Source organism: Streptomyces griseorubiginosus, assembly GCF_017614965.1.
Lineage (GTDB): Bacteria > Actinomycetota > Actinomycetes > Streptomycetales > Streptomycetaceae > Streptomyces > Streptomyces griseorubiginosus_B.
In genome coordinates this window covers 1-18,224 of sequence record NZ_WVUG01000014.1, presented here as the reverse complement: position 1 = coordinate 18,224, position 18,224 = coordinate 1, and the positions used below count along the sequence as shown (strand labels likewise).

22 protein-coding genes are annotated in these 18,224 nt (G+C 68.7%); 14 read left to right on the top strand and 8 right to left on the bottom strand.

The features are described from left to right. Positions 1 to 79 precede the first annotated feature (79 nt). Complete coding sequence (locus GRC12_RS04680) at positions 80 to 244, top strand: hypothetical protein (RefSeq protein WP_208777581.1); 165 nt, start codon at positions 80 to 82, stop codon at positions 242 to 244. Between the two features lie 104 nt (positions 245 to 348). Beyond that, positions 349 to 1,782 (top strand): hypothetical protein, encoded by a 1,434-nt coding sequence (locus tag GRC12_RS04675; RefSeq protein WP_208777579.1) that lies wholly within the window; start codon positions 349 to 351, stop codon positions 1,780 to 1,782. 4 nt (positions 1,783 to 1,786) lie between these two features. Here the strand turns inward: GRC12_RS04675 and GRC12_RS04670 are convergent, their stop codons facing one another. After that, entirely contained in the window at positions 1,787 to 1,999 is a 213-nt protein-coding gene (locus GRC12_RS04670; RefSeq protein WP_244372021.1) for a hypothetical protein, read from the bottom strand. A gap of 119 nt (positions 2,000 to 2,118) precedes the next feature. On the opposite strand from GRC12_RS04670, the gene GRC12_RS04665 reads away from it, so the two are divergent. Beyond that, positions 2,119 to 2,883: an NUDIX hydrolase gene (locus GRC12_RS04665; protein ID WP_208777577.1), complete on the top strand. Its 765-nt coding sequence runs from the start codon at positions 2,119 to 2,121 to the stop codon at positions 2,881 to 2,883. Between the two features lie 36 nt (positions 2,884 to 2,919). Here GRC12_RS04665 and GRC12_RS04660 read toward each other — a convergent pair whose 3' ends face one another. Then, positions 2,920 to 3,861, bottom strand: coding sequence for an aminoglycoside phosphotransferase family protein (locus GRC12_RS04660; protein WP_208777575.1), 942 nt, complete (start codon positions 3,859 to 3,861; stop codon positions 2,920 to 2,922). Between the two features lie 267 nt (positions 3,862 to 4,128). Here GRC12_RS04660 and GRC12_RS46330 point away from each other — a divergent pair, with 267 nt between their 5' ends. Further along, the gene (locus GRC12_RS46330; protein ID WP_280117417.1) at positions 4,129 to 4,263 is read left to right on the top strand and encodes a hypothetical protein; all 135 of its coding nucleotides are present in this window, start codon (positions 4,129 to 4,131) and stop codon (positions 4,261 to 4,263) included. 169 nt (positions 4,264 to 4,432) lie between these two features. Here GRC12_RS46330 and GRC12_RS04655 read toward each other — a convergent pair whose 3' ends face one another. Next, positions 4,433 to 5,101 (bottom strand): Type 1 glutamine amidotransferase-like domain-containing protein, encoded by a 669-nt coding sequence (locus tag GRC12_RS04655; protein WP_208777665.1) that lies wholly within the window; start codon positions 5,099 to 5,101, stop codon positions 4,433 to 4,435. A 324-nt stretch (positions 5,102 to 5,425) separates the two neighbouring features. On the opposite strand from GRC12_RS04655, the gene GRC12_RS04650 reads away from it, so the two are divergent. Continuing rightward, the gene (locus GRC12_RS04650; protein WP_208777573.1) at positions 5,426 to 6,508 is read left to right on the top strand and encodes a class I SAM-dependent methyltransferase; all 1,083 of its coding nucleotides are present in this window, start codon (positions 5,426 to 5,428) and stop codon (positions 6,506 to 6,508) included. Positions 6,509 to 6,648: 140 nt separating this feature from the next. Here GRC12_RS04650 and GRC12_RS04645 read toward each other — a convergent pair whose 3' ends face one another. Both GRC12_RS04645 and GRC12_RS04640 read right to left on the bottom strand, forming a co-directional pair. Beyond that, a complete protein-coding gene (locus GRC12_RS04645; RefSeq protein ID WP_208777570.1) occupies positions 6,649 to 7,461 on the bottom strand; it encodes a class I SAM-dependent methyltransferase in 813 nt (270 codons plus the stop codon). Next, positions 7,442 to 7,873, bottom strand: coding sequence for a type II toxin-antitoxin system PemK/MazF family toxin (locus GRC12_RS04640; protein WP_208777568.1), 432 nt, complete (start codon positions 7,871 to 7,873; stop codon positions 7,442 to 7,444). The genes GRC12_RS04645 and GRC12_RS04640 overlap by 20 nt, the downstream gene beginning before the upstream one ends. Before the next feature lie 87 nt (positions 7,874 to 7,960). On the opposite strand from GRC12_RS04640, the gene GRC12_RS04635 reads away from it, so the two are divergent. After that, the gene (locus tag GRC12_RS04635; RefSeq protein ID WP_439959869.1) at positions 7,961 to 8,206 is read left to right on the top strand and encodes a hypothetical protein; all 246 of its coding nucleotides are present in this window, start codon (positions 7,961 to 7,963) and stop codon (positions 8,204 to 8,206) included. 181 nt (positions 8,207 to 8,387) lie between these two features. Here the strand turns inward: GRC12_RS04635 and GRC12_RS04630 are convergent, their stop codons facing one another. Next, entirely contained in the window at positions 8,388 to 8,933 is a 546-nt protein-coding gene (locus tag GRC12_RS04630) for a CGNR zinc finger domain-containing protein (RefSeq protein ID WP_208777550.1), read from the bottom strand. A gap of 106 nt (positions 8,934 to 9,039) precedes the next feature. Here GRC12_RS04630 and GRC12_RS04625 point away from each other — a divergent pair, with 106 nt between their 5' ends. The 7 genes from GRC12_RS04625 (at position 9,040) to GRC12_RS04595 (ending at position 15,154) form a co-directional block, all read left to right on the top strand. After that, positions 9,040 to 9,483, top strand: a complete 444-nt coding sequence (locus GRC12_RS04625; RefSeq protein ID WP_208777547.1) for a VOC family protein — start codon at positions 9,040 to 9,042, stop codon at positions 9,481 to 9,483. Between the two features lie 14 nt (positions 9,484 to 9,497). Then, positions 9,498 to 10,385 (top strand): pyridoxamine 5'-phosphate oxidase family protein, encoded by an 888-nt coding sequence (locus GRC12_RS04620; RefSeq protein WP_208777545.1) that lies wholly within the window; start codon positions 9,498 to 9,500, stop codon positions 10,383 to 10,385. 257 nt (positions 10,386 to 10,642) lie between these two features. Continuing rightward, positions 10,643 to 10,954 (top strand): helix-turn-helix domain-containing protein, encoded by a 312-nt coding sequence (locus GRC12_RS04615; protein WP_439959867.1) that lies wholly within the window; start codon positions 10,643 to 10,645, stop codon positions 10,952 to 10,954. Continuing rightward, positions 10,954 to 12,480 (top strand): helix-turn-helix domain-containing protein, encoded by a 1,527-nt coding sequence (locus GRC12_RS04610; protein WP_208777543.1) that lies wholly within the window; start codon positions 10,954 to 10,956, stop codon positions 12,478 to 12,480. Before GRC12_RS04615 ends, GRC12_RS04610 begins: the two co-directional genes overlap by 1 nt. A 95-nt stretch (positions 12,481 to 12,575) precedes the next feature. Continuing rightward, a complete protein-coding gene (locus GRC12_RS04605) occupies positions 12,576 to 13,148 on the top strand; it encodes a transcriptional regulator (RefSeq protein WP_208777540.1) in 573 nt (190 codons plus the stop codon). A gap of 639 nt (positions 13,149 to 13,787) precedes the next feature. Beyond that, on the top strand, positions 13,788 to 14,204 hold the full coding sequence (locus tag GRC12_RS04600; protein WP_244372020.1) for a response regulator: 417 nt from the start codon (positions 13,788 to 13,790) through the stop codon (positions 14,202 to 14,204). Positions 14,205 to 14,377: 173 nt separating this feature from the next. After that, positions 14,378 to 15,154 carry a polysaccharide deacetylase family protein gene (locus GRC12_RS04595; RefSeq protein WP_208777538.1) on the top strand — a complete coding sequence of 259 codons (777 nt, stop codon included), beginning with the start codon at positions 14,378 to 14,380 and terminating at the stop codon, positions 15,152 to 15,154. Positions 15,155 to 15,470: 316 nt separating this feature from the next. On the opposite strand, the gene GRC12_RS04590 is transcribed toward GRC12_RS04595, so the two are convergent. Continuing rightward, positions 15,471 to 16,355, bottom strand: a complete 885-nt coding sequence (locus tag GRC12_RS04590; RefSeq protein ID WP_208777536.1) for a nuclease — start codon at positions 16,353 to 16,355, stop codon at positions 15,471 to 15,473. Positions 16,356 to 16,573: 218 nt separating this feature from the next. Here GRC12_RS04590 and GRC12_RS04585 point away from each other — a divergent pair, with 218 nt between their 5' ends. Further along, positions 16,574 to 16,942: a hypothetical protein gene (locus GRC12_RS04585; RefSeq protein WP_208777534.1), complete on the top strand. Its 369-nt coding sequence runs from the start codon at positions 16,574 to 16,576 to the stop codon at positions 16,940 to 16,942. Positions 16,943 to 17,323: 381 nt separating this feature from the next. Here the strand turns inward: GRC12_RS04585 and GRC12_RS04580 are convergent. Beyond that, the coding region (locus GRC12_RS04580; protein WP_244372019.1) for a CPBP family intramembrane glutamic endopeptidase at positions 17,324 to 18,224 on the bottom strand (901 nt) is incomplete at its 5' end.

The window sequence follows — 18,224 nt, the reverse complement described above, 5'->3', positions numbered from 1 at the left end:
GCCGCCTGCGATGCGGAAAGTAGTGGGGGTGGGCGCCTGTCCACGGGCCCGTCAGGGCGCTGGGCCGCAGCCCCATGAGATGAGCACTGGAGTGGTCGTCCCGGTGGGAGCGGCTGCCAGAGTGGTGCCGCCGGAGAAGTTCGAGTGGTGCGAATGGACCAGCAGCACCGACGCGACCCAGATCGGCTACCGCCTCCAGGACGTAGGAGACGACAACGACTTCACCATCACGCTGACTCCCTGACGAGACGGCGTACGTGTCAACCAGTCAATTCCCATGTACGGGAGCGCTTTTCACCGAAAGTGCTCCGCATGTCCGCAGCCACGCACCTCTCTCAGGGAGTTGCCATGACAGTGCAACCGCAGCAAGCGACGGTGCCGACGGTCCTGGTCTACGAGGACGACCCCGGTTTTCCTCCGCAGGTCAACATGCCCGTACCGCACCCCGTCCCCCAGCTGGACACACAGCCCTTCCCGACGGCGATCGCGGAAGCCGCGCCGCACCCGAACGGTGCCGGGCCCGGCACCGAGGCATTCCGCTACTGGGTGGCGGCCGACTCGCTGAGCAGGGCCAGCAAGACCTGGGGTCCGCTGGTTCCGACCGGAACGCAGTGGCATCCGCAGGTCGGACGGGCTCTCACGGCTCACCTCAACGCGGGAGACGACCTCAACGCCTTCTACGACCGTAGAGGCCTGTGGTTCTTCCGCCGTACGGTCACGGGCGTCACCGTCGCCGCGTGCGAGAGCAACGAGGTCGTCCAGCACGAGGAAGGGCACGCGGTCCTCGACGCCCTGCGCCCTCAGCTGTTCAACACGGCGAGCGCGGAGACGGCCGCCCTGCACGAGGCGTTCGGTGACATCAGCGCGCTGCTGAGCTCACTGGCGCTGGAATCGCTGCGGATCGCCGTACTGGCCGAGACCCAGGGCGACTTGGAACTTTCCTCGCGGGTGTCGCGGATGGCCGAGCAACTGGGCTGGGCCATCCGTCAGGGCCACCCGAACGCGGTGGATCCGGACTGTCTGCGCAACCTGTCGAACAACTTCTTCTACCGTGACCCGGTCCTGCTGTCGCCGAACGAGCCCGCGAGCATCCTGTCCAGCGAGCCGCACTCCTTCTCGCGGGTGTTCAGCGGCGCGTTCCTGAAGATCGTCGCCGGGATCTTCCGCCAACAGGACCTGCAGGACCAGGCCGGTCTGGCCAGGGCGGCCGAGATCGCAGGGCAACTGCTGGTGGACGCCGTCGTGTCCGCCCCCGTGGTGTCCGCCTACTACGCCCAGGTAGCGGGTCACATGATCGCCGCGGACCAGCGCCGCTACGGCGGCACGTACGGCCAGTCCCTGCGCTCGGCGTTCATCCGTCACGGCATCCTCTCCCTGGAGGCAGCCGCCTCCGTCACCGAGCCGGAAGTGGCACGCCGAGGCGCTGGAATCAGCGAGGCGACGCCCGGTGGGGGCGACGACGAGGGCCTGACGGCCGTCACCGTCCACGGAGCGACGTACGGCGTCACACAGCCGCTCACCCTCTCCGCACCGGCGCAGGAGCGGCGCTTCGGCATCGCCGGCTCCGATCCCGCCGGCGGCTCGGTGCGGCCCTCCGACCCCGAGCACGTCGCCACGTCCTACCTCGAGGACCTCTTCCGCCGCGGCCGGGTCCACGTGCCCGAGGAACACCGCACCGACACCGCGTTCACCGACCTGAGCCCCTCCCGGCTCAAGACCCACGAGATCACGCGAAGCGCCACCGGTGAGGGCCTCGCCCTGGTCCGGCGGTGCTTCGACTGAGCATTCAGCGGAAGCGCAGACGGCGGACGGTGAGCCGTCCGTCGTCCTCGCGCTTGATCACATGCGTCGTCCTCGGGGTCGGCTCCTGACCCTCGAAGACCGCCTCGCCGCGCGCCAGGAGATCGCTGATGAATTTCTCGCCCGCCCTGCGCTCGGCCTCGCCGCTGTCCCCGTCCTCGCTGCCGCTGTTCTGAAATTCATTACTATTTGTGCCCATAGCATGCACTTTATTCCTTTGTCGGCCGGATGCCTTGGCGGATAGGACGCCGGCACCCCCTGGCTACACGCGCAGCGGTGCCGTCCGAACACATTGGACCGGTGTGACAGCCTGGGGTGGTGCCCCCACCCTCGACAGGCCCGTCCGTTGACGTCATCGAGGCCACCGAACTCCGCCTCGTCGAAGAGCCGCCACCTCAGCTGTCTGCCGAACACCGAGCGGCACGAGACCGCGTCTGGGACGAACTGATCCGTACCAACTCCGCCCTCTTCGACGGCCCGGTCGTGGCCTGCACCAGCCTCACCCGGCCGCACCCGCACGAACTCCTCCTCGGCTGGACCCGCGTCACGTACCGCAACTTCGCCCTGCGCCGCGTGCCCGGCGCCACCGCCCTGCCATCCCTGTTCGTCGACGTCCTCCAGCCCACCGACGACGGAAGACTGCTGATCGCCCGCATGTCGACGGCCACCGCCCACCCCGGGCGCTGGCACCTGCCCGGTGGATCGGTCGAGCACCCCGACGCCGGTCAGCCCCTGGACAGCGCGTCACTGCGTCACAACGCGGCACGCGAACTCCTCGAAGAACTCGGCCTTCACACCGTCCCCGACGACCTGACGCTGTGGGCGGTGACCTGCGGCGACCACGGCAATGTCGGTGTGCACTTCACCGCGCGGGCGCAGCCCGCCGCACTGCTCATCGACCGGTTCACCGCAGTCTCTTCCACAGCGGCGGCCGTCGGTGAGCTCCCCGAACTCGACCGGATCGCCTTCGTCCAAGGACCGGCAGACCTCGCGGCGTTGGAAGGGCCCCACGCCGACTACCTCGAACCCCTCGTCGACCGATACGTACGGATACTCCTGAGTGACTCGGTGACCCGCCCTTGACCGAGGGATACCGGCGGCGCTCCCGCGCCGCCGGTATCAGGATGCATTTCCTCCCGGGTCTGAAGACCCCGGGTTCCTTGCAAGATCAGACTGAAGAACGCGATCGAGTGCGGCCCGGCCGGCGGGTCCCCAGTGCCGCTTGCCGCCGGGGAGGCCACGATCCCCGTTCCGCCCCATGAGCATCAGGAAGAGGCTCTTCATAGCGGCCAGCCCGCGGGCGCGCCGGATCGCCGCTTCGTCCGCACGCGCGTACCTGTCGAAGAACCATGCGGCGGTGCCCGCCGGCAGCAGCACCCATGCGGCAGCGAGATCCCACGCCGGATCGCCCGCGCACATGGCACCGAAGTCGACGATGCCCGAGAGGGTTCCGTCCGAGACGACGACGTTCGCGGGATGAAGGTCGCCGTGCACCCAGAGCGGCGGGCCCTCCCACTCGGGCGCCGCGACAGCGTCGTCCCAGACGGCGCGGACATCGTCGGCGAGGTCATCGGGAACGACGGCGTCGAAGAAGTGGTCGAAGCCGTCCGTGCACTTCTTGGGGTGTGCGCCGAAGTCCGAGCTGGCCGGCGCGTCGGCAGGCGCCTCCACGTGGAGTGCCCGGAGAAAGCCCGCCAGTGTGTCGGCCGCGTGGTCGCCGCGGCTGATCGAGGCGTGGTCCAGCGGCTCACCGGGAACCCACGTCATCACGGTCCAGTGCTTGGGGAAGCGCTCGGACGGCTCACCGAACCGCACCGGTGTCGGCACCGGGAGCGGCAGGCGCGGGGCGAGCACCGGTAGCCAGCGGCGCTCCTTGAGCTGAGGTTCCGGGGTGGGATCCATGCGCTGCATGCGCACGGCCAACTCGTCCCCGAGGCGCCACATTTGGTTGCCCCAGCCGCCCGCCACCTCATGGATGGCCAGCCCTGCGAGGTCTGGATGCTGCTCCTGCAGCAGGTCACGGACCAGGTCTGCGGTGATCTCGGTCTCGGAGGTGGTCATGTGAAGCCACAGTATCGGGGCAGGCGGGCCAGGCCTCACTCTCCTGAAGGTCGCGCCACTCGACCTCCTGGCAAGCTCAGCTGGCGCCGCCGGTTCGGCGATTCGGGTTGCGGCTGCGGCGAGTTGGGTCATGGAGCCTTCGGACGAGGAAGTTGCCGTCACCCAGGACGCAGAACACGGGTGTTGTCGTGCCGGGCCAGCTCGGCGCCGACGGCGGCCGGAACGGCCAGCCCATCGAGCAAAGCAGTGCAGTCCGGGGCGCCCGCCGTGATCGAGGTCCCCACGGACCGGGACGCTGCGGGCCCCAGGGCCCCGCTGGGGGACTTCCCGATCCCGGCGTACATCACCGACGCGCCCCAGGACGAGTACCAGCGCACCCGGGCCACCGAGCAGCACCTCTGACCCGGGCCTCGTAAACAGCAGACAGCGCCCGCCGCCCGTACAACCGAGGACCCGGTCGTACGGGTGGCGGGAGCCCAGGGGTATGTGCCAGCGCCATTCGGCGTAGAAGAACTCGGCGGCGCAGCAGCTCCGGCAGATTCTGCCTTTGACAGGGCTGCTGTGCGGTGGGTCATGGATGGAACCGCCACCGGCCTTCGGACACGACGTCCACCTTGCCGTCGCTGACGCGCACGGCCGTGTCGTCATCGATGAAATAGATCGGGAAGTCGGCCCGCGAGACGATGCGATCAGCCCAGGCATCGTCCCGCTCGGGGAAATGCGGCGAGTACAGATGGGGCTTGAGATACCAGTCGAAGAGGCCGAACGGCGGCTCCACGGAGGTAGCGCCGAGCACGTGGAGGTCCGCGGTGTCCCCGATGACGTCGGCGGAGTGCGCGGTGAGATGGCGGCTGAAGATCATCGACCCGGCGCTGACGCCCACATAGACCCGACTCTCCAGCGCCTGCAGGAAGCCGTCGGCCAGGTCGTTGCCGGTGATGCTGCGGGCGAGGTGGTAGTGGCTGCCGCCCTCGACGTAGATGACGTCGGCGTGCAGCAGCCGGTCGAGCACCATCTGCCGGGGGAGTCCATTCAGCTCCAGGACGTCGAACTCCCGCCAACCGAGACCGTGCACGCGGTTCATGTCCTCGACGAACCACCCGTGGTCACCGGGCTCGGCCACCGACGCGGTGGGAACATAGACGACGTTCGCTGATCCGAACGGCTTTCCCAGCATGTCCCGCAGTGCATCCCGCAGTGTCGCGTTGCGCAGGCCGCTGGCCGTCAACAAAAGGTTCATCGGGCGAGCCAAACACGACTGGACGACGCGCGCAACGAACCCGACAACCACCCATGCCGTCATGGCACAGCTGCGCCAGCGACTGGCAGGGGAGACAGGCGACCATCGGTGGACCACCGCCCGGTATGGAGACCGGAGCACCGAGTGGCGGCCGTTGATATCCCACTCCTCGGGCGTGACGGAGTCGAGGCGGCGTTGTCCGCCGTGATCGTGGGGCGGGCGTTCTCGCTTCGTAAGATTCATGGCTTTGTGCGGGGCGTACTGTGACATATGGGGCACCGGGTTTTCCGGTGCAGCGCGGCCGCCACGGCGGAAGGAGTGATCATGTCCACTCTTGACAGGCAGCAGGTGTCCCTGGACCCCGCCAAGCAGGAGGCGTTTGCGGGCGAAGTCGTCGATGTCCTGAACAAGGCCGCGCTCGCTCTGCTGGCCAGTGCCGGCCACCAATGCGGTCTCTTCGACACCCTGTCCGAGCTTCCGCCCTCCACCAGCGCCGAGATCGCCAAGGCGGCGGACCTGGACGAGCGGTATGTGCGCGAGTGGCTGGGCGGCATGGTCGTCGGCGGGTTCGTGGAGTACGAGCCGGAGGGCCAGACCTACGTCCTGCCACCCGAGCACGCCGCTTCGCTCACGACCGCGGCAGGACCGGACAACCTGGCCGGGATGATGCCCTACATCGGCCTCATGGGCGAGGTCGAGCAGCAGGTGGTGCGCTGCTTCCGCGAGGGCGGCGGCGTACCGTACTCCGCCTATCCACGCTTCCAGGCCCTGCAGGCCGAGGAGACCGCCCGTGTCTACGACCTGGCGCTGGTGGACACGATCGTGCCGTTGGTCCCCGGACTCGATGAGCGGCTGCGCGCCGGCATCGACGTGCTCGACGTGGGCACCGGGCAGGGGCACGCCCCCCTGGTGCTGGCCAGGGCCTTCCCGGCCAGCCGCTTCCACGGCCTGGACCAGTCGGAGGCCGGCATCGAGACCGCGCGCGCCCAGGCGGCTCGTGCGGGGCTCGACAACCTCCGCTACATACTGGCCGATTCGACGCAGATCACCGGTGAATACGACCTCATCACAGCCTTCGACGTGATCCACGACCTGGCCCGGCCGGCCGAGACACTGACAGCGATCGCGCGGGCACTGCGCGCGGGCGGCACATTCCTGATGGGCGACATCGCCGCGTCCAGCAGGCTGGAGGAGAACATCGGGCACCCCTTCGGGCCTGCGCTGTACGGATTCTCCGTCTTCTACTGCATGACGACCTCGCTCAGCACGGGCGGAGCCGGCCTGGGCACCGTGTGGGGACAGGAGACGGCAGTGCGGATGCTGAAGGAGGCCGGTTTCGGGACCGTCGATGTCGAGGCCGTGGAGGGCGACCCGATCAACGTCTACTACGTTGCGACGAAGAGCTGACGGCTGCCTGACGCCCCGCACCAGAGGTTCACCCGTGACGTCCTGCACGACCGACTCGCGGCACTCGCACGCCGCTCACCCGACGCCGCGCGCGCCCGAGACGTACGACGAGCCTCGGACTTCGAGTCCAGCAAGGCCAGTCAAGCCTGACCATGTGCGATCAAGGCAGCGTGCGGCAAGCTCAATGCACCGTCCGGGCCGGTGAACTCCGCGCGCAACGCCTCGAAGTGGTGTTTGATCTCGTCAATGACCTCCGGGTGCTGGCTCGTCACGATCTGACCGATCGTCGCCACCCCGGCGGCTGGTCCGCTCCACCACTCCTCGGGCGTCGTCTGGTGGTCCCAGGTCACCGTGTCACAGACGACGTCCGTCAGCCCCGCCGCCTCGAGCAAGGTGACGAGGCCCTGTTCAGTGCGAGGGAAGTCGTCTTCGGCAGCGAGAGCCGGCAGATGGGTCGGCCGAGTAACACCTGCGGCCTGAACCGCCCGACCCAGGAGCGTCTGACCGGCGGCCGCGGGAGCCGCCCAGATGGTGACGGCTACCCGCCCACCTGTCCGCGTCACCCTTCGCAACTCCGCCAGGGCTTGCCGGGGCTGTCCGACATGGTTGAGGACGAAATTGCCGACCGTGGCATCGAATGCGTCGTCGGAGAAGGGCAGGTGGGGCAAAGCGGCGAGCCGCACATCAGCTTGCGGAGCCGCCAGCGCGGCGCGAGAGACCATGTCGGGTTCGGCGTCCACCGCTGTCACCTTCGCTGCCCGCTCACATGCAAGAGCGGCGGCGGTACCCGTCCCTGTCCCCACATCGAGAACCCGCACACCCTCCCTGACTCCCGCAGCCTCGAGGAGCTTCGGCACCGGGTACGCACAGAGCTTGGCAAAGCCGGCAGCATAGGCATCGGCCTGCCCCGCCCAGGCCCGCCGCTCGGACGCATCAAACGCCGTCTGCACCATTCGCCTCTTTCTCACGTCCACCGAGACGCAGGGCGTCCCTTAATTCGCTGAGCTTCTCGGTCGTCGCGGGGGTCCGCTCCTTCACCTGTCCAGCGAGTCGGAGGGCATCCTCAATCTCGTGGAGTTTCGCGCAGGGCAGGGCGCCCGCCCGCTCGATCAGGTCGTCCCGGGACACGGTGGTCAGCCACGTGCAAGGGGTGAAGCCCGGACGCGGGAACGCGAACCGCAGCACGCCTTCAAAGGGCAGTCCGTCCATGGCGCCTACTACCACTTCGACGCCCAGACCGCTGATGTCGACGCCCGCCGGAGCCACCACCTGCATCACCCGGATCCCGGACGCGTCGCCTTCCGACAGCAGTACGACCGGCCGCCGCTCGTCGAACTCCACCCACCAGACTTCGCCACGTTGCACATGTCCTCCTGACACAGGACCGCATGCGTACGCTGCGCGACCCTGACGCGCTGTGTAGACGGGTGCGGCCACGTTGATCATCGGCGTGTGATGACAAACGATCACGCGGTGGCCGTAGGTCACAGCGTAGACCCTGCCCGCTGGCAGGAGGCGTTCGACGGCCTGATGAGCCGGATAGCCGGGCGGTTCGCGCGGGTCGAACCCCGCATCCGGGCCAAGCACTTGGTGCTGGGCCTGCTGCCGGATCTGCCGCGCAAGTACCACTGGACGATCGCAGAGTCGCACCGTCGGGGTTCAGCGCCAATACACCCGCAGCCGGAACTGGCCGAGTGATGATCCAACGGCTTCTGGCCGCCGGACACCGCGTCGGCTGGGTCACAGGGGACGAGGTCTAGGGCGGCAACCCGAGGTTCCTGAGTCGGCTGGAGGCAGCACCGCGCACGTGAGTGCCTGGTCACCGTTTCGTGCATCCCCCGGCAACCCATCCTGCGGCGACGGCTTCAGCCGTCGTACGTCATCGCTTCGAGCGGCTGTAGTGCCGTGATGCCTTCGCGCGGTTGCCGCAGGCCGCCATGGAGCACCAGCGGCGCGTGCCGTTGCGGGAGGTGTCGTAGAAGTGCAGGATGCACGCCTCGTGAGCGCATGCGCGGATTCGGTCCGGGGCGGCGGTGAGCAGTTCCAGGTAGTTGCGCGCCGCTAGCCAGGCCGGCCCCCAGGAAGGGTCGCTGAACTCGGGCATCTCACCGGGTCCGGCGGCGGTGAGGGTGGCACGGATCCGACCGTGCCCGAGAACCGCGTCGACTGCCTCGGCCCCGGCTTCCGCGGGCTTCCCGGCCAGGGCCTTCGCCAGTGCGTCGCGCGCCTGGTGCAGATGGCGCAGTGTCGCGCCGTCCGCGGGGAACCGGCCGCCGAGTCCGTTGACCCGGAGCCAGAGCGCGAGTCCGTCCGTGTCGACGAGTAGATCCTGCACGGCGCCATCGCTGTTCCAGCGGGTGTTGAGCAGGTCGAGCGCGAGGGGTTCGCCGGTCAATGGGCGCGGGTCGTGGACGGCGGCGGACATGGTCGACTCCTTCCGGGCTAACCCCTGAAGTCTATGTGACTGGTTGACTCCTTTCGATTCTAACCACTAATCTGGCATTCAACGGTTACGTCTGTAAAGGGGAGCCATGACTCTGCGCACCGGGCACATCGGTCTGAATGTCACCGATCTCCAGCGCTCGCTCGCCTTCTACCGCGACGTCCTGGACTTCGTGGTGGTCGGAGAGGGCAAGCAGGAGGGCAGGCGGTACGTGTTCCTCGGCGACGGACAGCGCCTGGTCCTCACGCTGTGGGAGCAGGCGAGTGACGCGTACGACCCGGGCGGTGCGGGGCTGCACCACCTCGCCTTCGAGGCCGATTCCATCGAACGAGTCAGGGAGTACGAGCAGGCCCTGCGCAGCCGTGGCGTCGACTTCGCCTACGACGGTGTGGTGGCGCACCGCGAGGACTCCGCGTCGGGCGGCATCTTCTTCCACGACCCCGACGGGACGCGCCTGGAGATCTCGGTGCCGTCCGGCGCCGAAGGAGCACCCGTGCCGAACGAGTCCGCTCCGACCTGCGGCTTCTTCTAGGCATGGAAGCCGCCATGGCCGTCTACCACGAAGGATCGCGCGCACTGCAGGACCAGGCCGGAGTCCGCGACATGGCCGACCACGTCGGTCGGGCGATCGGGGACCGGATCAAGCCGGTGGCGGCAGCCTTCCTCGAACTCCAGCCGCTGCTGATGCTCGGCGCGGCGGCCCCGGACACCGGCCGCGTCTGGGCCACTGCGCTGGCCGGGCAGCCCGGATTCGTCCGAGCCACCAGCGCCCACCAGATGTCCGTCACCGGTCGGCTCCACCCGGACGACCCTCTCCTCCCGGCCCTCACCACCGACGGCACAGAGGTCGCCACCATCGCTCTGGACCCCCGCACCCGCCGCCGCATGCGCCTCAACGGCAGACTGCGACCAACGGGGAACGGCTTCGAGGTGGAGGCGGAGCGCGTGTTCGCCAACTGCCCCAAGTACATCCAGCGCAGGGAACGTTTTGAGCTGCTGTCAGAGCGCACCGTCGGAAGCCCGAGTCACGGCGGTGAACTCACCCCGGAACAGCGGGCGTTCATCGCCTCCGCGGACACCTTCTTCGTCGCCAGCGTTCATAACGGCAGGGTCGAGATCAGCCACCGAGGCGGAAATCCGGGCTTCGTACGGTTGGACTCGCCGCGCAGGCTGAGCTGGCAGGACTATCCGGGCAATGCCATGTTCCTCACCCTCGGCAACCTCGCTTCCGACCCCCGCGCGGGCCTGCTGTTCCTCGACTGGACGACGGGCACCACACTCCAACTGACCGGCGAGGGACACACGGAGTTCGCGGCGGACGGCGAGCGGCGGGTGCGCTTCACCGTGTCGGAGACGATCGAAACGCCCGGCGCGCTCCCTCTGCGCTGGTCAGATCCGGAACCCTCTCCCGCCAATCCGGCGCTGACGACCTAGCGTCACATGCAATGCGCCGGTTGCGGTCACACGAAGCGCCGCATCGCTCCACGCGCACCCGCGGCGAGCGGTGCTGCGCATCAGGTCGGTCCGGGTTCGACCGCCGGTCGGGGCGAGGGACCGGATGCCCGCCAACCCCCTTCCCCGACGCGATTCGGATCATCAAGGCGCACCGTGGCCGGCGTGCCGTGTGAGCGCCCCGCATGTTGATGCGTCATACGCATCAATGATGAGTGCAGGATGATAGATTCGGCGTTGTGAGTATGACGCTGGAGGAGCGGGTGCGGTCGGCCGTGGCGGCGCTTCTGCATGCGACGGGGGAGTCGCAGACCGAGCTCGCGGCCGCGTTGGGCGTGAGCCAGGCGCAGGTGAGCCGCCGTCAGTCGGGTGTCGCGGCGTGGAGTCTGGCCGACTGTGAGGTGGTCGCCGTGCATTACGGCATCGATGTCCTCGATCTCCTCGCGGGTCCCACCCGAGCCGTGGAGGCGCTGCCGGCCGGGCGGCGTCGTACCGTCGGCCGCCAGTCCGATGCGGCCCGCCCAGCGGCGGTGACGGACGGGGGAGTGTGATGACGGACTTCGAGGCGATCGACGCGCTGCTCGCCAGAGCAGGGAAGGACGTCGCGCTGCCGCCCGCCGACGAGCGGCGCGCTCTGCGGGAGGAACTGAACCTCTCGCGTGCGGACCTCGCCCGCGCCCTCGGCGTCAGTCCCTCCACGGTCGGGGGCTGGGAAGCGGGGCGGGAGCCGAGCGGGGACGTACGGGAGAAGTACGCGTACTTCCTGGAGGGAGCGCGGACCAAGCTGGCGCCCGCCTGTGCCGAGAACCCCACGGCCGAAGAGCCCGAGGGTGACATGTCCGCGGTCGACGGGCCGGACGTCGGGCACAACGACGATGTCGACGTGCTCGCAGTCGCGCGGCCGTGCGTGCTGTGCGGGCAGCCGGCCCGCCACGAGGTGGCCGGGTACCCGCAGCACCTCGACCCCGCCGAGTGCGCCGCAGCCGTAACCGCCACCACCCCGGCCGTGCCCGCCGCGCCGAGCGCGCAGAGCCCGACCCCCTCCCGTACTCGGCCTCACTCGGGCGCACGAACGCCCGGCGGGGTACGGATCGTCCCTGCCGGCCGCCGCGTACAGGCGGCCGACACGCCCGACTTGATCGCCTCCGCGGTCGCCGCCGCGCTCGAGGAGCATGCCGGTGACGCGGACGCGGCCACTGCGGCGCTGACCAAACGGGCGATCCCGGACGCGATGGCGCTGCTGGACCACAGCCGCAAAGGCGGGCGCTACGACGTGATCGCGCATCCGTGGCTGCCCGACATCCTGCGCAAGCAGACCGCGCGCGGCGCGGACCAGATCTGGGAGGCCCGGCCCAGATGGACCAGGCCCGAACTGCCGCCCGGCGAGCACGAAGTGACGGCGCTGGACGTCAACGGTGCGTACCTGAGCGCGCTCAAGACGCATCTGCCGCTAGGTCAGTTGGAACACTCCACCGGCAACCACCACGACCGCCGTCGCGCCGGCGTCCACTTGATCACCCCGCCCCCCTGGGAACACGAGGCGTTCCTGCCGAACCCGATCGGCTCCCGCGACGAGCCCGGACCGCTGTGGGTGACCGAACCGACCCTGCGCCTGCTGCTGCGTCTGTCCGGCCCGAAGTACGGGCTGTGCGAGCCGCCGGAGATCCACGAGTCGTGGACCTCCGGCGCGACCGAGGGGCTGCTGGAGAAGTTCCGCGTCGCCCTCAAGGACGCCCGCGAGCGGGCGATCGCCGACGGCGACGAGGTGACGCTGGAGTACGTCAAGGCGATGTACTCGAAGTTCGTCTCGACGCTGGGGGAGTCGAACTACAACCGGGAGCTGTACCGCACCGACTGGATGCACCTCATCCGCTCCCAGGCCTTCGCCAACCTGTGGTGGAAGGCCCACCGCGCCTACGACGAGGGCCTGATGGTGGTCCGCGCCATGGGCACCGACGAACTACACGTCATCGGCGACTGGCGCGCGGTCTTCCCCGAGGGCCGAGGCGTCACCGAGGTGAAGGTCAAGGACGTCTACACCGTCGGCGTCGGTCCCGACCCCGCCGACGACAGCTGACCCGGGCCGGACCGGCGCGGCATCGACCGCTCGTACGGCCCGTACACCCCCTACAGTGATCCACACAACGAGTGACCGGAAGACCGGAAGAGCTGATGCCTGAGCGGAACATCGAGTTCGGCAAGTACGGCGCGCGCGGCATCAAGGGCCACGAAGCCGTCGCCCGCCAGCTGGACGCCCTCGCCGGCTACATCACCACCCCAGTCACCGTCCGCCGAGGCCTGCTCGCGCGTCTGCACTACCTCACCCGGACCGACCACGCCCGCACCGCCGCCCGCGTGGCCGGCCTGACGGTCACCGACCGCACCCTGCGCGCCTGGCTCGAGGGCCGGCGCGCGCCCTCGAGGCGCAACCTCGAGCGGATCGAGCAGGCCTACCGCACTGTGCGCCGCCAGAACATCGCTCGCTATCTCACCGCCCGCCTCAACCGCGAGGGCCGCGGCACCCGCGTCGAGATCCATCCCCTCAACCAGTCCGGCGTCGACCGCCCCCGCCAGCGCGTCGTGGAGTTCCGCACCCTCAACGTGCGCCGCTGGGACCGCATCGTGGCCGCCTGGGCGGCCGGCGATGACCCGGAGCTGGACAACGCCTGGATCGATCAGGTCATCGACCTCGGCTCGCAGTGGGGCCAGTACGAGTACGTCACGAACATCGGCTTCGCCGCCTGAGCGGGTCCCGGCTCCCTGGGCTGACATCAGTCGCTTCACCGTCCAGGCGTCCGCGCCTCGTGGTCGCGCACGGGATCCCCGGTGGGTACCCCATGGGCGTCGACCGACAGGCCTTCTTCCACTCCTGCCTCAGCTGTAGCGTGCGCTTCGTCCACAGCTCCAGAGCCGTGTCCAGTCCCCGCATGGTGCCCATGGCGGCAAGCAACTCGCGTGCCGCGGCCGTCGCTTGCCCGGCAGGCAGCCCGAGAGCCTCGGTCAGCTGGCCCGACCCGCGCCCTCGGCCCCGTCGGCGAGGTGGGCCAGCAGCGGCCACACCCCCGCCGCCAGAACGCCTTTCCCCCTCCGAGGCGCCCACCCACCACGCGGTCAACCCGTTCACCGCGCGCACCGTCGTCGACGCGACGCCCATTCCACCCCCGCAGTCAGCACGCTCATGTGCGCCCAGCCGTACGCACCGGCACGGAGAGGGGACGGCGACGGTGGATGTGCGCGAGCACGACGGCAGGATCCGCGTCACGGGCTTGGCCTCGTGGGGACGCGCGAACGCGTCGAGTCCTCCAGAGGGCGGCTGACGATCGACAGTCACGACGGGCGATTCCGGGTCCACGCGGTGTTAAGCCCGCTGGGAGAAGTGGTCCGATGACACGGATTCTGATCGTCGACGACCAGGATGAGATCAGGGCCGGGATCCGGACGCTGCTTCAGCTCGACCCGAGTCTCGTCGTCGCGGGGGATCTCTCCGACGGGCTCCAGGTCGTCCCCTTCCTCCGCGACCACCCCGTCGACCTGGTGCTGATGGACATCCGGATGCCGGGCATCGACGGTGTCGAAGCCACCCGCCGGATCCGGGCAGAGCATCCACCCGAGAAGACGCGGGTGATCGTGCTGACCACTTTCGACCAGGACGACATCGTCCTCGCCGCCCTGCGCGCGGGCGCCAACGGCTTCCTGAGCAAGACCGTGAGCCCTTCTTACTCGTCGTCGGAATCGCCGAGGTCGTGGGCGGTGGCGGCGCGCTGTCGGCCGCCGCGACGGCCGCGCTCATCGGTCACATGACGGACAGTCCACCCCCGCTCGTAGACAAGGAACTGCTGCGACGCTTCAGCGCAGAGGGCTTGCGCTGGCCAAGAGGGCTTGTGCCACGGCAAGGCCGACGAGACGCACATGTGTTCTACCTCACTATCGAGGCTGCCGAGCAACCCGCACGACGCTGAAATCTTCTCCTTCATGTGAAGATCCTCAGAAGGCGGCCTCGCCTGCTCATATCCCTGACCTTGGCCGTGGTGGCGGCCGTGACGGTGACCGTCGCCATGGTCATCCAGGCGAACAAGATGGAAACCCTTTCCCCGCGCGAAGAACGTGACCGGGTGGCATCTGGAACAGGCGTACCGTCAGGGCAAGTGGACTGCCGCAAGGCCAAGTGCATCGCGCTCACCTTCGACGGCAACCCGGGCGAACCCACCGACCGGCTCATGGACCTCCTGAAGCAGTACAAGGCGCCGTCGACGTTCTTCCTTGAGGGCCGGCGCATCCACAAGTTCCCGGACGTGGTGCGGCGGATCGCGACGGACGGCCACGAAATCGGGGACCACACCTGGACGCACGCGGTGCTTACCGATGTCTCTGACGCGCAGATCCGTGACGAACTGCGCCGCACGGCACGGGCCGTCTCCGGAATCACCGGCAGCGAACCGACGCTGATGCGCCCGCCCCAGGGCCGCACCGACGACCGCGTCTCCAAGGTCGCGAAGGAAATGGGGATGGCGCAGGTGCTGTGGACGGTGACCGCGAAGGACTACGAGACGGACGACAGCGCGCTGATCATCAAACGTGTGCTCGACGGCGCCAGCCGCGACGGGATCATCTTGCTCCACCCGCTGCACAAGGGCACCGTGCCGGCCATGCCGTCCATCCTGCAGGCGCTGAGCAAGCAGGGTTACACCTTCGTGACCGTCTCCCAGCTCCTCGCTCCGGCCAAGGCCGAGCCGGGCAAGATCTACAGGTGATTGACTGCCTGGCTAGCTGACAGCGATGCGTCCGCCTCATGGGTCGCCGCGTCACCCGGGGGCAGGGGCCCCGGTTCCTTCACGGGAGGAGGGGCGACAGCCTGTCACATGCGGTGCACGGCGGGGGCATCGCCTCGGTGCCCCCGCCGGACACGGGTGGGCGTAGGTCAGGTCCCCGGCGGCCAGCTGCGACCCGGACGTACGTATGCAGCAGGCTGGCAGACCGCGGGAACACGCCGGTGAGCCGTGCGGCAGGTGTCGGTGCTCACGGGCTCAGGGCCGGTTCAGAGTCAGAACGCGGAGGCTGACGGCCTGGTCACTTCTCGACGAAGATGATCTCTTCGGGCTGATGGGTCATCCTCACGGTGTTGCCGTTGGTGATCTCAATGGCGTGCTGCAGACCGGTGATCTCCTTTGAGGTCGGCGGCATGTGGAACTTGTCGGCGCCTCCGCCCAGATAGGAGGGGAGGCAGGCCAACGACGGATCCGTGGGGTTGAGATCGAGGTATTCCTTGAGCCGGCGGAACAGTTTGGGGAGGATGACCGCTCCGTCGTCGGCCGTGAGCGAGGCCATGCCGGTGATCTTCACTCCGGACTGCGTCACGTCCTTGCCCCACACGCCCAGCGGTGGCGTGGACTGACGTGCCTGCTGGGCGGCGGCGGCGAGGACCTTGCGCAGAGAGACGGGAAATCCGGTGTAGAAGGTCGGGTAGGCCAGGCCGAGCGAGAGCAGGTGGTGGTTGGCGGTCTTCTTCAGCAGGGCGTCGTCGACCTCGATCTCGTAGCCGCTGCACCCGGGCGGCGTGCCGCGCCCGACCAGGGCCACGCAGCGGCCGTAGACGTCGGTGCCCCGGGTGAGGATGAAGCCGGGCACGCTGGCGGGGGTGAGGGTGACGGTCTCGTCCGGCTTGCGGACGATGTTGGTGAAGCCGAGGAATGACAGCAACTCGTCCGCGGCCTGGTGCGCGAGGCCGATCGGCTGGTGCTGGTCGGGTCCGTAGTTGCCCCCGTAGTGGGTCTCCAGCGCGTCGATGCCCTCCAGCCGGACGTTGGCGTGGCCGTCGGCGGCGGGCAGGATCGGCTTGCACCCGGGTACGAGTTTCCAGTCGGCCACGTTGTCCGGGATGAACGGGACGGTGTCGCCGTCCGGCTTGGCCCTCTCCGAGATCTTGAACGAGCCCTTGATGAGCAGCATAGGCATGGCGACTCCCTTACGGATGATTACCGTACGTGTTCGATAATGACATAGAGTGCATATCGGCGCAGGGGAATCATCTGATGGGCCGCGACTGCCGGAGTCGGACCGCCCTGCGGGGCGGCGGAGGGGACCAAGGCATTCCCCTGGGGCTGACGCGATCCCGGTCCGCCACTGTCACACGTCCTCGCTAGTCTCACCGCGTCGAGATCAAGGAGGACCGGGTGCTTGAAGGCGTGCTGATCGCGGAAAGTCTGCGGATCGGAACCGAGTTGGCCGGAGTCCCGCTGCACATCACCAAGATCGCCAGGGTGGAGGTGAAGAACGCGGCGGCCGAGCAGCCGCAGCAGTGGACTCTCCTGGACTTCGCTGCCGAGGAGGCCGATGCCGAGCGTCTGGCCGAGCAGCTGGCTGCTTGCCTGGCACCGACCGGGGGCTGGTATGTCAACTACAACACCACGGCGGAGGCGTTCGTGGTCTTCGCCGACAAGGTCTTCCGCTATCCACGTCAGCAGGCGGAAGGCCGTCGGCAGGCGCAGGACTACGCGCGTTCCATCGGCATCCCCGAGCCACAGCTGGACTGGCAGGACTGATCCATCGGACCCCGCGTCACCAGCGGGGCCCGACCGCTGCAACGGCCGCCACCTGGGCAGTTACATGAACACGGGGATGGGGAGTTGGCTGCGCCGTTGCCGCGGAACAGCACGCCAACGGGACCGCCCCCTGTACCTTCCCGTCAACTCCCGGGCGGTGAGCGGTGGACCCTGGCCAGACCAGGCGCCGACTGGGGCGACGTCGTGGCACACAAGAATCCCACGATCATCCTCAACGGCACCTGCTGTACCGGGGTCGGCCGCTCTGCCGGCATCACCGGTCCCTGCCGGCCCCCTCGGCGCACCGAACAACCACCTGCATGGTCGGCCTTGATGACCTGCCGCCTCGCTTCGGGCTGCCTGCGACCGCACCGGAGGGGGTCAGTCAAGAGTCTCGGCCTGATCGGGGCGCCCGTCGTGCTTCGCGTCAGCGGCACCGTACGACCCTGCGGCGGCCGTGCTGCCGTATCGTCGCACCAACCACACCCCGAACAGGACGTGGAAGACGTACACGCACACCTGCCACCAGTCCGGCGCCGCACCGGGCGAACGGATCTGGAAGAAGTCGTCCAGACCGTGCACTACGACCATCGGCCAGACCGAGCCGATCGCCAAGCGCAGCCCGGCGCAGGCGAAGCCGAACAGCCCGGCGGACAGCATCTGCCACAGCGTGTCGTTCAACGGGGCGCCGAAGAACAGGAAGTTCTGCACGTGGCCGACACCGAACAGGAAACCGACGCCGATCGCCGCCCGTAGCGCCCCGAGCGGAACGAGGACCTGTTGCACCAGGCCCCGGCTGGTCACTTCCTCGTTGACACCGACCCACAACAACGAGACCAATGAGCTGACCAGAACGGTCCTACTGCCGTCGAGGCCCACGATGGCGTACGAGCCGGCGACAAGGAGCATGGGCACGGCCAGCCACCAGCGCCGCCCCCGGCCGAGTGTCGCCACCCCGGACGTCCGCAGCCACCCCCAACGCCACAGCACCAACCAGGCGCCCGCGAAACCCACCGCGTTGACCACCGTAGCGCCGAGACCAGGAAACCAGGACGGGGCCAATGGCGGCAGGATCACCTTGGCGAACAGCACCAGCACGACATGCCAGGCAAGTGTCAACTCGACGGCGCCGCACACCGGATGGCGACTCGCGTGGCTCCTCCACCGATCCATCACAGGCTGAGCGTAGCCAGGAGATCGCGGAGCCACGGGACTTGTGCTGATACGGAATGACGGAATCCACCTGCTCCACGCCGCCCCGGCCGCAAGCCCTCTTTCCCAC

What these genes read in the sequence shown, in the direction of transcription:
- GRC12_RS04650 (WP_208777573.1), top strand. Translation starts at nt 5,426, where the DNA reads ATGTCCACTCTTGACAGGCAGCAGGTGTCCCTGGACCCCGCCAAGCAG.
- GRC12_RS04630 (WP_208777550.1), bottom strand. Translation starts at nt 8,933, where the DNA reads ATGTCCGCCGCCGTCCACGACCCGCGCCCATTGACCGGCGAACCCCTC.
- GRC12_RS04680 (WP_208777581.1), top strand. Translation starts at nt 80, where the DNA reads ATGAGCACTGGAGTGGTCGTCCCGGTGGGAGCGGCTGCCAGAGTGGTG.
- GRC12_RS04645 (WP_208777570.1), bottom strand. Translation starts at nt 7,461, where the DNA reads ATGGTGCAGACGGCGTTTGATGCGTCCGAGCGGCGGGCCTGGGCGGGG.
- GRC12_RS04675 (WP_208777579.1), top strand. Translation starts at nt 349, where the DNA reads ATGACAGTGCAACCGCAGCAAGCGACGGTGCCGACGGTCCTGGTCTAC.
- GRC12_RS04605 (WP_208777540.1), top strand. Translation starts at nt 12,576, where the DNA reads ATGCCTGAGCGGAACATCGAGTTCGGCAAGTACGGCGCGCGCGGCATC.
- GRC12_RS04660 (WP_208777575.1), bottom strand. Translation starts at nt 3,861, where the DNA reads ATGACCACCTCCGAGACCGAGATCACCGCAGACCTGGTCCGTGACCTG.
- GRC12_RS04625 (WP_208777547.1), top strand. Translation starts at nt 9,040, where the DNA reads ATGACTCTGCGCACCGGGCACATCGGTCTGAATGTCACCGATCTCCAG.
- GRC12_RS04655 (WP_208777665.1), bottom strand. Translation starts at nt 5,101, where the DNA reads ATGAACCTTTTGTTGACGGCCAGCGGCCTGCGCAACGCGACACTGCGG.
- GRC12_RS04620 (WP_208777545.1), top strand. Translation starts at nt 9,498, where the DNA reads ATGGCCGTCTACCACGAAGGATCGCGCGCACTGCAGGACCAGGCCGGA.
- GRC12_RS04610 (WP_208777543.1), top strand. Translation starts at nt 10,954, where the DNA reads ATGACGGACTTCGAGGCGATCGACGCGCTGCTCGCCAGAGCAGGGAAG.
- GRC12_RS04590 (WP_208777536.1), bottom strand. Translation starts at nt 16,355, where the DNA reads ATGCCTATGCTGCTCATCAAGGGCTCGTTCAAGATCTCGGAGAGGGCC.
- GRC12_RS04670 (WP_244372021.1), bottom strand. Translation starts at nt 1,999, where the DNA reads ATGGGCACAAATAGTAATGAATTTCAGAACAGCGGCAGCGAGGACGGG.
- GRC12_RS04600 (WP_244372020.1), top strand. Translation starts at nt 13,788, where the DNA reads ATGACACGGATTCTGATCGTCGACGACCAGGATGAGATCAGGGCCGGG.